Annotated in this window: 7 protein-coding genes; 5 read left to right on the plus strand and 2 right to left on the minus strand. The window is 35.4% G+C overall.

Features of this window, described 5'->3' with window-relative positions:
- Positions 1–26: 26 nt before the first annotated feature.
- Complete coding sequence (locus QVB70_RS17450) at positions 27–5,750, minus strand: hypothetical protein (protein WP_287588978.1); 5,724 nt, start codon at positions 5,748–5,750, stop codon at positions 27–29.
- A 168-nt stretch (positions 5,751–5,918) separates the two neighbouring features.
- On the opposite strand from QVB70_RS17450, the gene QVB70_RS17455 reads away from it, so the two are divergent.
- The 4 genes from QVB70_RS17455 (at position 5,919) to QVB70_RS17470 (ending at position 9,473) form a co-directional block, all read left to right on the plus strand.
- Positions 5,919–7,076, plus strand: coding sequence for a hypothetical protein (locus QVB70_RS17455; RefSeq protein ID WP_287588980.1), 1,158 nt, complete (start codon positions 5,919–5,921; stop codon positions 7,074–7,076).
- A gap of 115 nt (positions 7,077–7,191) precedes the next feature.
- The gene (locus tag QVB70_RS17460) at positions 7,192–7,428 is read left to right on the plus strand and encodes a hypothetical protein (protein ID WP_287588982.1); all 237 of its coding nucleotides are present in this window, start codon (positions 7,192–7,194) and stop codon (positions 7,426–7,428) included.
- Positions 7,429–7,474: 46 nt separating this feature from the next.
- Positions 7,475–8,116, plus strand: coding sequence for a glycosyltransferase (locus tag QVB70_RS17465; RefSeq protein WP_287588984.1), 642 nt, complete (start codon positions 7,475–7,477; stop codon positions 8,114–8,116).
- A gap of 118 nt (positions 8,117–8,234) precedes the next feature.
- Positions 8,235–9,473, plus strand: coding sequence for a glycosyltransferase family 4 protein (locus tag QVB70_RS17470; protein WP_287588986.1), 1,239 nt, complete (start codon positions 8,235–8,237; stop codon positions 9,471–9,473).
- A 36-nt stretch (positions 9,474–9,509) separates the two neighbouring features.
- Here the strand turns inward: QVB70_RS17470 and QVB70_RS17475 are convergent, their stop codons facing one another.
- The gene (locus tag QVB70_RS17475; RefSeq protein WP_287588988.1) at positions 9,510–10,772 is read right to left on the minus strand and encodes a glycosyltransferase family 4 protein; all 1,263 of its coding nucleotides are present in this window, start codon (positions 10,770–10,772) and stop codon (positions 9,510–9,512) included.
- 283 nt (positions 10,773–11,055) lie between these two features.
- On the opposite strand from QVB70_RS17475, the gene QVB70_RS17480 reads away from it, so the two are divergent.
- Positions 11,056–12,300 (plus strand): MBL fold metallo-hydrolase, encoded by a 1,245-nt coding sequence (locus QVB70_RS17480; protein WP_287588991.1) that lies wholly within the window; start codon positions 11,056–11,058, stop codon positions 12,298–12,300.
- Positions 12,301–12,462: the final 162 nt, after the last annotated feature.

Below are 12,462 nucleotides of genomic sequence, written 5' to 3' on the forward strand. Positions count from 1 at the left end.
GACATGTTTCTCGTTTTTTTCCAGAATTATGGTGATGATCCTGCAGATCTAACCACCTCAGGGCGAATAATCTTGTTGATCATGGCAACGTAACTTGGATCTTCTGAAATGATTCCAAGAGTCTCCGCACCTTTAGGTGCAATCAGTACTTCTTCATTGTCTCTTGAAAGCACACTATACTCTATTTTTGAATTTTTCTTGACTCTAACGTTTCCAAGTTGATACAATTCCTGCAGTGCGTGCTTCTCATCATCAGTTTCTAATTCAGGTTGGGTAATTATAAGCACCTGAACTGACGGATCAAGTTTTTTAATCGTGTTAAATGACACATCCTTGATATTTGGGGTTATTATAGTTAGAGTGCGTTTTGTTCTTTCGATAGCTGCTCGACTAAAATCATTGAGTTGCTCTCCAATTAAATACCATGTATTTTCTGAGGCAATCCCAACTGAAAGAATATCCTGAATTTCTTCCCAAAGATCCTTTACAACCACTTCATAGTTTGCAGTATTCTCAATTATCTCTTGAATCTTATCGTTTGTCTCCTGAATTATTTTTTTATTTATATTGACTAAATTCTCTATATTTGCTTTGACGTTTCCTACAAATTTTGTCTTAATTGTTGTATTGAACTCATCTATGTTATGAGATTGCTGTAATGATAGATTTTGAAGGCCGTTTTGAAGATCATTCTTGGTGGATTCAATTATATTATAACTCGTTGTTAATTCTTCTCCAATTTCACTGACAATTCTTGCTACTTCTTCAATCTTTTCCTCAGATTTTTGTCCTAAATGATTTCTTGTTTCTTCATTAAGTTGATTAACGCTATCAGTAAAATCGTCTGTGATTTTTGCAGTCCAACTTTGTGAAAGTTCTTGAATCTCACTTACAAATCGTAATAAATCACCTAAATTCGTATTGAGAGCGTTTGTAACAAATTCTTCCAAAGATTGCACATGTTCTTCAAAAAGCTGCACTCTTGATTCTCTTGTTGTAGTAATATCCGCGTTTAGTTTAGCAAGTCTTTTTTCAAAACTTTCAATAGCTTGTTCCAAAGTGGTCGTAATTTCAGTATCAACTAGAGTTGCCATTTCGCTGGTCTTCTGCCTATGTCCATCGACTAAATTCTTTATTTCATCGTTGATCGTTGTAATTTCTTGCGTAACTGTTTCGGAAATTTTCTTCACTGTGGCAAGTATTTCATTTTCAGCAATCTGAGCTTTTTCTTCAAGTTCTTGAAGATATTTTGTATGAATCCCCTCAGTGTCTTCTTGTGTTGTATGAACCATCTTTTCCATTTCTTCGCTTAATCGTAACTTTATGGTTTCAATGGCATCAATTTTTGATAGAGCGATCGAATTAACCTCTTGTAGCACCTTACTCAACCGTTCGTTTATTTCTTCTCTCAACGCAGCTCGGCTTTCATTAGATGTTGCTAGATGAAAATCAACTAATTCTAAAGCACTTTCTCTGATTGAGTTAACAGTATTTTCTATTTCTGCATCGTTAGATTCAATTTTGTTCTTTAGAGCATCCTCAAATAAATCTAAACTGTTATTTTGCGTTTCTTTGTTCAAATCAAGTAACCTGGTCAATTCTTGACGAACCAACTGAAAAAACGTGTCCAGATCGCTCTCTTGAGTTGATAACAAGTTTATGAAGTCTTCATTTGCCTCTGTCATTGATTTTATTAATTGAGAAGTGGTATCCTCTTGAATTTGGGTCAATTGACCTATGGCGAGAGCATTATTGAGTTCATATAATGTTATATTGCTCAGAAGTGAGTCACTAACGCTTTTCTTTGCCTCAGTGATTTCTATATCAATATGTTCAATGTAGGTTGAAAAATCGTCACTAAATTCTTTCTTAAGCGCGTTTATGGCTTTAGAATGCTGTCTTTTACTATTTGCGATCCGTTTTTTATATTCTTGTTTGAGAGTTGTTATATCTTTCTTTAGAATTGAAATTTGGTCAGTAAAACGGTTGTTTATTTCTTTTTGCAAAGCTTGCGTTTTAGCGGCAAAATCCTCAAGAAGTTCTGTTTTTGCTGATGTTATTGTTTTTAATGTTGCAGCTATATTCTCTGAGTAAAGTTTTTTCGTAGTTCCAATATATTCTGAACTAGCTATTTTCGTAGCGTCCACTTGAGCATCAAGTAACTCTTTTATTCCTGCAATCATATTTGTTATATTATTTACTTGTGCGGTTAGTAATTCATCATGTTCTCTCAAGTGACTTGTTACAACAGTATCAAGTTCCTTGGTCAGATTTTTGGTTTCCGTATTCAATCGATCTATTTCTGATTGGAAGTTTGAAATAATTCCTTCATTTACGGCGTTTAATTCATTCGTAAGTTGTTCATGTGTCTTAGTATAGGCAACTTCTATACTTTCCTTAAGACTCTGATTTGTATCTATAGTCCGCGTTTTTCCTTCTTCCAACGTTCTTAGAAGTGTTTCTTCAAGTGTTTTCAATGTCGTTTCTTTGGTGTTATGAAGTTCTCCAGTATACTTCATTATTTCATTTTCAATATTCTTGATTTCAATTTTCTCGCTTTCAATTTGTTTTGCTTTTAACTCTTTGCTGTATTTGTCAATCGACTTTGTTGTATCCTTTAGTTCTTTCATTTGTTTATCAATAATCTGAGAAAACTCTTTGAGTGATGTTTGATATTCATCGCTAAACTCTTTAAAGCGCAGTTGCAAATTATCTGCAAATCCCTTAGCCAGTGAGCCCATCATATTCGTAAAGTTTTGTAAGGTTGTTGATATTCTTAGCTCACTGTTCTTGGAGGCTTGGATAAGAGGTCGATGGATTTTTGCTGAGACTTCTGTACTAAGGGCTTCTTTAAACTCAGTTTGCTTATCTTTTAGAGCGGTGATTTTCTGAGTTAAAGACTCTTCGATATTATTATCAAATTGTTCAAAATGCTGCGCAATTAAATTTGTGTAACGTTCTATATGTTTGTCGAACAGTTCTTTAGATTCCCTAATTTTGTTTATATCAAGATTTTCAAAAAATTCAGAGATTTCTGCTTTTAATTCCTTAGTTTCATTCATTGCTTGTGTTTTGGAACCCTCTGATGTTTCAAGGGCCTCTTTACTGTATTCTTTCAAATAATCAATTGTTCCTTTCAAGTTGGATTCGATGTGAACAGAAAATCTGCTTTCAATATTTTTAAGAGTAGTCTGAAGTTCTTCGAATAAGGAGTTTGTATTACCTGAGAAGAATACAACAATTTGATCAAAGGTAGAAGAGAAATTCAAAATGTCTGTTGAAATCTTTGTAAGAATTTCTTGAACGCTTTCTGACAAATTCCTAAGCTTGCTTTCCGAATCGATTTTTATGGATTTCTTAACGCGTATCAGTTCAGGTTCTATCTCCTCTAATTGAGATTGAAGCGTATCGCTAATTTTGAGTGATACATCATCCAGATATAAGCTCAAATTTCCTATTAATTCATTCATCTTTTCTTTGAGTATTAAGTTATATTTTTTGTAAATTCCTTTTTCTTCGTTAGATTCTTCCTTGAGGAGCGTTTGTAATTCCTTTTTCGTTTCAGCACTCTCTTTTTGAATTGACTTCTGAAATGTTGATATCTTGTTATTTAAATCAGTTTGAAGCGTGGCAAATAAATTATCTAAGCTCTCCTTTTCTTGATTGATTGTATCAGTAGTAGTAGTCGTAAAATTTCCAAAAATTTGATCAAAAGTAGTAAATTCTGTTCTTAAGTGCTCAGAAACTGTATTTTTGAATTCATTTGAGGCATTCTTGTATTCTTCGATATTCGCATCTCGACCTGTTTCTATTTCCCTTAGAAAGGCCACAACTTCGTTAGTAAATGTAGTGGCTAAGTGAGTCGCTCCACCATCAAGATACTTATGAAGTTTATCAAGTGTCTCAAGTCTTTCATTTGCTGCGTCATTGATAACGTTGCTTAGATTCTCTATAAGATTATTATCTATTTCTTCTCTCGATTCAGAATGAGTTGTAATTATTGAATTATTAAATTCAATAAGTTGTTCATAATCGTCTTTAGCGTTTTCTAAGTGGTCATCCAGAATTTGATTTACCTCGTCTTGTATTATTTTGCTATTCGTAGTAAACGTTTCTTTATTTTCAGAGAGTAGAGAGTAGACTTTTGTTTCTAATTCTCTACTAAATTTCCTGCTGTCCTCTATAAGTTCATTAAAAGTTAGTTTGATGGATTTATCTACACGAGTTGCAGTATTTTTGTATTCCTCAAAACGATTTGCCATATGACTTGATATTGATTGAAATAGGCTCGCTAGTTCTTTCACAAACTCATCAGAAAATTGGGTAATAGTGTTCTCCGTTTGCGCTCTTAGTTTAGTCAATACATTCCTATATTCCTTTACATGGGTAGTAACTTCATTCTCATGTGTGAGTTTAATCGCGTCGACATTTTTCTCGTACTCAATTAAATTATTTTTCCTTAGTTGTGCAATTTCTTCAATGACTTTCAAAGAATTTGAATGAAGGACTTCTACTATTCCCTCTAAATCTTCAATCCATCCATCCCTCTTTCCTGCTAACTTTACTTGATATTCTTCAATTTCGTCAATTAATGTCTTCTGAAGAATTGATTCAAAACTAGAAATAGCGGTGCCAAATTCTTGTTTCGAAAGATTAACATTGGTAACATATTCTGATGTGATCTCGTCTACGCTCGTTTTATAGTGCCCAAAGATGAAATTTACCATATCAAAAGCTTTTGTAATAAAATCCGTCAAATCTTTTTGGTATTCTTCTATGTATGTTGAAAAATCTTCTTGAATTTTTATTTCAAATGCTTTCAGATCTTCTTCGAATTCATCCTTTTGAGTGGAAATATTAACTGATGTGATTTCTCCTAGACTTTTGGGGATTTCCATTATTTGGTCAAAATTCGTGTTTATTTTTTGAGTAAAACGATCTCTTAAACTGGAAATTTGTGTGTTAATTTTTTCTATTGAAACTGTAAGTGCATCATCTATTTTGTTGTCTATTGATTGCTCGATCTTATTGACATCATCTTGACAATTTTGTATCTTTTGAGTGGTGCTTTCTTTTAAAGGGGTAATAAGATCATTGCACTGTGTCTTTTCGCTTTCTAAAGTTTCTATGATCACTTTTGTTGACTGTGATGATTGGCTCTTGATTTTCGTGTTTGTGGCATCGCAAGATTCACTAATTTCTTTACTTATATTCTGAATCAATGCTTTCATGTCATTTTGTAGACTTGAAAGGATATCTAAGAGGGTCCCTTTTGTGTTCTTACTTACTTCTTTTATCCCCTCAAGGTTTTCAAATAAGATGCTGGTCAGTTCTTCATCAGTTTGTGTAATATTATCCTTCAGGACATTTGTATGAGAATCTGTTGCTTGAACTATAGTTTCAGTCGATTTAACTATTTCAGTATCAAGCTGTGCTAAAGTTTGATCAAGATAGGTCTTCACTTCCTCATAAATACGGCTCATGGAGTCCTGAAATGTCAAAGTTCCTTCTTGAATGATCGAAAGGGGGGGAACACCAAAATATTTCTCAATTTTCCCAGGAATGCTTTTTATAAATCCCTTTCTTTGCAGTTTTGCTATCGCTTCTGGTACATTCTCTTTTTTCGAATATAGTTCGATTTCACCTAACGTAATTATCCTTTGTGCTAAGGCAGCAGCATAAATTTGAAATTCATCTTCAGATAATCCTAAAAGTTTAGGGGTGAATATTTGATCCGCTTCTTTTGCCAATTTAGTATCTCCCTTCAATTCTCTAATCTAATAATATCTTTTAGTTCTTTTAAATCTAAATTTTTTTTGCAACCAAAAGTTATTTAGCCTCAATTTCAGCTATTTTTTGTAAAATTGATTATTCAATGTTTCTTGTTAATTATAGCCGATTGAATGTAATGAGGATTCATGGTGAAAATATCATCTGATGCTTTAAAATTTCTTAAATTGAAACAATGGCTGGATTCCAGGGATTTAACAATTCTTGTTTTTATTATAGCTTCTTTTTTACTTTTTTGGCTATTTTATGGGGTAATTTCTTATTTTTTTGCGATCTCAGTCCCATTATCGGGGATAATTTTTATACTGGCAATCCATTTATTTGTTATTTTTGGTAGCATATTACTGATTGCTCGCGTTAGACGTCGATTTCTTCGTTTATCATCATTATTGCAAGATGAGAGAGTGTCAATTAAAGAAATCTCTGAAAACTTTCTGATTCCTGAAAAGAAAATCAAGAGCGCAATTTTGCAGTTCAAGAAAGAAGGAATAATTTCAGGAGTTATTAATGATGATAAAGACGTCTATCTCAATTTTAGCCGAGACCGATGGAATGAAGCGCGAAATTTGATTATAGAACATAAAAAAATCTCTACTGTGGACTTAGCAAAGCACTTCGAAGTTTTAAAAAGTGAAGCGAAATTCATTTTGTTAGAGATACAGGATCAAAAAATGGTACACGGTTACTTTGTAGAGGAAAATCGAGAATTCGTCACACGAGAATTCATTTATGATACCTTCAGAGAATTATTAGAAAAGCAAGGAAGAATTAATCTTAATAAGACGAAACAACGCATTGGATTGACTGATGAAGCATTTCAGTATGAATTTAGAAGTTTTATTCGAGTCGAAAATGTTACTGGCTTTTATTTTGGCAAAAATGAATTCGTTAAATTTGAAGAGCATGCTAAAGATGATTTCTTAGAGGAAATAAAAAGTGCTGGAAGCATACTAATTAAGGCCCTATCTACTAAGTTCAACCTGTCAGAAGATTATTGCAGCTATCTAATTACTGAGTATCGTTCTAATGGATTATTAAATGGAATATTATCAGAGGACAAAAGAGTCTTCATTACCCTTGATTCACTAAGAGAACATATTTTTTTGGCAATCTCGAAAGATAAGACCCTAAAAATCTTCGCAAAAGACTTAGGACTTTCTCATGATGTTTTATATACGACAATACTCCGTAATTTTAACTTTGAAGATCTAATAGAGCGTACAGGCGTGACCCGAAATGCACTTGAAAATATTCTTAATCAACTTTTAACAGAAAAAGAAGAATAGACGTGACTGTGTTTGGCGCTCCTTTAGCGAAATATGGCAAAATACTACTTAACAAAAACGGAAAGTTTTATAGGGAATGTTCTCGTAGAAACTACAAGTCTTGGAAGGTGACTTCATGTCTTTGGAACTTAAAGTAATGTTAAGTCTTCATAATTTGGGAGTTGTAAAAGAGGAAGTCGCAAAGACACCCGATCAACTTGCAAATACGTTAAACATGAATTTCGATGATGTTAAAAGGGCGCTAGAAACATTATCATCGGAAAGTTATGTAGGTAAAATACCTCATGAGAATAGTCATGCCTATTTTCTCACAGGGAAGGGCATAGTGACTGTTTGTAGCATGTTTACATAATTCATTTGATCTAGGAGGCGCTCATCTAAATTTAAAGAGGTTTTTTATGGCAGTAAAGAAAGCTCTAATTGTAACTTGGGAATACTCTCCAAAAATTGGCTCTATCGCTCCTGCATGCGAAACTTTAGTTAAAGGACTTGTAGCTCAAAATATTAAAGTGGACGTAGTTACTTGGGATGATTGGCGAGCATATATGGGATTTGAGGATAGAAATGATGTGCGAATTCATTATATTAGCGCCCCTATTTCGCCTGCTTCTAATACAATAACCTTCTATGCCACTCTCAATACTGAGTTGGAACGTGTGGCGGCGTCTATTTTTCATGAGTCCCCTGTTGTTCCAGATGTAATTCATGTCCACGAATGGATAACTGTCCTAGCAGGACTTTCTTTGAAAAACATATTTAATAAACCTCTCATCTTAACACTCTATAGTCTGGAAGATCATAGAAGCCATGGGGCGACATCGCCATTTAATGAATCCATTAAGGCTATAGAACGAAAAGGAGTAAAAGCGGCTTCAAAGATAATAGTATTTTCCAACTTCATGAGGGACGGGATTGTCGATGTCTATGGTGTATCCAAAGACAAAATTTGTGTAATGAGTTTAGATGAAGCCCTGAGTGGTCGAACCGCAGAAATTTATAACGAAATAGTTGAACAAGATCAATCCATTTCTGTACGTTAAATAAGAGATTTGAAGTTTTTTTAATCATTTTTTGTTTTCATCTTCCTCCACATAAATGCTTAAATTCTTTGAATTCCCATGATTGAAACAATAAAGGATTATAGTCAAGGGAATATCTTTGAAACCGTTAACAGTGATTCATTTATCATGGGAGTTTCCACCACGTAAGGTTGGTGGTCTTGCTGCGCATGTATCTGACCTCAGTCAAGCTTTGACAAAGTTAGGTCACAATATATACGTTATAACTACCGACTTTCCAGGTACAAAAGAGACTGAAGTCGTTGGTGGCGTGAACGTTCACAGGTATGATTCATATTCATTCCCTGGACCTGACTTCATTACATGGGCTATCTTAATGCAACAGACAATGCAGGAAAAAGCAGCTGAAGTCATTACTGAATTACATGCTTCAGGGCAGCAAGTTGATCTTATTCACGCTCATGACTGGCTCTCTGGCCTGGCTGCAATTGAATTGAAGCATGGATTTAGACTCCCACTAGTGACGACTATCCACTCCACGGAGCTTGGACGAAGAAATGGACTGCACGATGATGGACAACGAATGATTCATGCAATTGAAAAGCGCTTATCCTTCGATAGTTGGAGAATAATTGCATGTAGCCGTTATATGGCGGATCAAATTAAATATGCATATGCTCTTTCTGAAGATAAGATCGATGTAATCCCAAACGGAGTTTACACCAAAGAATTCAAAAGCGTAGACACGCAATCTACTGTAGATCTCGATTTTCGAAGAACATATGCAACAGATCAAGAAAAAATCGTTTTGTTTGTCGGACGGATGGTGCCAGAAAAAGGCGTAAACGTTTTAGTCGGAAGCATACCTCAAGTTATAGCTAGTATGCCCAACGCAAAATTTATTTTCGTTGGAGATGGATACTATCGTGCACAATACATGCGCATTGCATATGGTCTTGGTGTCGCTCATAAGTGCTTCTTCACAGGTTTTGTCGAAAAGGATAGTGATGTCCGAAAATTGTTTACTCTTGCAGATGCCTGCGTCTTTCCAAGCTTCTACGAACCCTTCGGAATTGTTGCCTTAGAAGCTATGGCTGCAGGGACTCCAGTTATAGTTTCAGATATTGGCGGTCTCTCTGAAATCATTGATCATGGTCATACTGGATTGAAAGTTCCTGTCAATAACTCTAGTGCTTTAGCGAGAGCAATTATCTCTCTATTAAGTGATTCTGGATTAGCGAGTTCGTTACGCAAAAATGCACTTGAGACAGTACAGAAATTATATCATTGGCAGAGAATTGCAAAACATACTACTCGGGTATACCAACGCGTTGTTAGTGAATACCAAAAAAATCCGTGGAAACCTAAAGCATTTTAATTATTCAAAAAAACAGTTGCCTACCCTTTAATGCTTTTATTTAACGTAATTTTGCAGAACATTTTCGTATATGGGTATAGTTCTTTCTATACATTTATCCCATGTGAATTCTGCCAGTACCCGTTTTCGTGCATTTTCTCCTAAGATTTTCGTATGATCAGGGTCTCTTAGGATATTTTTAATCCCCCAGGCAACATCTTTAGGATCATAAGGATTCACATGATACCCACAATGTCCTTCACCATGAGACACTATCTGCTCTCTTAATCCACTTATACCTTGAGCTCCAACAACAACAGGTGTGCTGCAGGCCATAGCTTCAGTACATGCTCTTCCAAATGGTTTCCATGTGGATGGGAATACGGCAACATCTGCAGCCACATAGTGGGCAATTTTCTCTATTTCCGTAACGTATTCTGTTCTCACTATGACGTTTCCTCGTAGTTCTGATTCAATTTTCCCTTTTAATTCTGTAGACAAAACATCTTCACTTAAAAATACGAATTTTGAACGTGGAAATTCATTAATTACGTCAGGTATAGCTTTAACAAGTGCATCAAGATTCTCAGATGGAGAAAAGTCGCCAATGTAGAAAATCATGGGGTCGCCTTCATTGATTCCATATCTTTCACGAAGTTCCAGAATTAGTGCCTCATCGCTATTTGAGGGTGCATAAGTCTGTGCGTCAACCCCATCCCAACAAACGAAAATTTTTTTTCTTTCTTCTTCTTTTAACCCCATCCTTAGCAACTCTTCTTGAACAGCATAAGATGGAACAATTATGGCATCCGAAACTTCTAATCCTCGTCTCTCGATGGATTCAATAGTGATACTTCCACGTCCCGTACCGCGTATTCTTTCTGTAGAATGTACATGAAAAATTAGAGGAATGTCTAATTGTCTTTTTACTGCAATTCCAGCAAGAATTGCATCACTGTTATGGGCAGAAATAATATCAAATTCTCTTTTCTCTTCATACACCAACTGGTTGATTAACTGCCCTGAAGCCAGGATATTGTAAGATACCATATCTGCAAAAGCATGAAGAGCTATTTTTGACTGCATAAGATCACTGCTGACAAACATTGGGATCATGTCACGTATATCTATGAGCTCAGGGCGATGTACTTCTATTCCTTTCCACATTTCAGAGCTTAAAAAAGAGCCGTCTGGATTCGTAGTAAATACAGTGACTTCATGACCTACCTCTAGGAATTTTCTACTCATTTCTCTTGCATAAACTCCTAAAGACCGCTCCCTTAGTGGAGGGAACTCACTGCAGAAACAAGCAATTTTCATTTTTCATCTCAACTAATTCAGATATTAAGAGGACACAATTATGTTGCTAAGGAGTCTCTAATATCGTATAGAGTAGGTTCTTAAGGTTTTTGGTGACATGTTTTTCTGTTTAAAAGTATAGAAAATTGGATAAGATAGCAATCTTTAAAAGATTCAGTACGAATTGGAAAATGACTTTTAAATTCCCAAAGATGCTTCGCTTTACGTGGCACAGGGTTTTTTCTAATTTGGAGGTTTTATAATATCAGCTTTAACAGTTAGATTTCTCGGCGGTTGTCGAACGATAGGCGGTTCAGGTGTACTAGTCGAGAACGATGATAATAGAGGCGCTCTTTTCGATTACGGTGTATACCTCTTTCAGAATGGTAGACGACGTCCCAGTTTTCCAGAACATGTATCACCAAAAAGTCTTGATGCAGTTCTTCTGTCGCATGCGCATATCGATCATTCTGGTGGTCTCCCTATCTTTTATTCAACAGGAGCACCACCCTTATTTGCCACAAGTGCGACTCTAGCGTTAACAGAACTTTTAATTCAAGATATGCTTCGTATCTCAGGAAAATATATCCCCTTTGAAGCTCAAGAACTTGGTCGTATGATGCATTATGCAACTCCACTCGACTACGATAAATGGATGCAGGCTAATTCATTTCGTTTCAAGCTATTTAACGCAGGGCATATACCTGGCAGTTCTCTTATTCTTTTAGAATGCAATGGCAAACGAATTCTGTATACAGGCGACTTCAACGATTTAGATACCGCACTTTTAACCGGTGCATCTCTCTTTGAGGAAGAACTTGACGCAGTAATCATCGAAAGTACTTATTCACAAAAACTTCGCTCTGATCGACAGAAAATAGAACTGGAGTTAATTAAGGCGACAGAAAATATTTTAGAAGAGAACGGAACGATTTGTATTCCTGCTTTTTCTGTAGGGCGTAGTCAAGAGATCATGTGTATTCTTACAAAACATGCAGTTGATGCATTCTGCATTGTTGATGGGATGGCCCGAGCCGTAAATCAAATTATCACGGCAAACCCAGAATCCATTAGAGACTATAATCTTTTCCTAGATGCATTAAAAAAGATTCATAGCGTCAGAAACAAAAAAGATCGAGATCGTGCGCTTTCTAAGGACTTACCAAGTGTAATTATCGCACCAGCTGGAATGTTAACGGGTGGTTCAGTAAAATATTACATCAAAAAACTCTATGATGATCCCAGCAATGGATTGTTTTTCGTTTCCTTTCAGGTTGAAGGGACACCCGGTTACAAGATACTAAAAACAGGACAATTTCAATATAAGAAGAAATTTGTTGACATTGAAGCACAAATTAAGCATTTCGAGCTTTCTTCACATGCCGATCGAACTGGTCTTCTTGAACTATTGGAAAATATTCAAGGGGCTCCAAAAGTCTTTTGTATGCATGGCGATAATGATTCTTGTACCCTTTTTGCGCAGGAAATTGAAGAAAGTTTAGGCTTTGATGCTATTGCACCTAATATTGATGAGCGCTTTAAAATATAGATTAAAAAGGGATAGTTTAAACTGAATTCAATATTTTTCTCCCGAAAAAGCTATACCGATAAGAGAAATTAAGGCGAGTGCTATACCCATTTGCCAATGATGAATATGAACTCCTGAAATGACGAGTGAATATTGGGGTTCAAGAACTATCCATTGCAAGAA

The sequence above is a fragment of the Candidatus Borrarchaeum sp. genome (assembly GCF_019058535.1).
GTDB classification, from domain to species: Archaea; Asgardarchaeota; Sifarchaeia; order Borrarchaeales; family Borrarchaeaceae; genus Borrarchaeum; species Borrarchaeum weybense.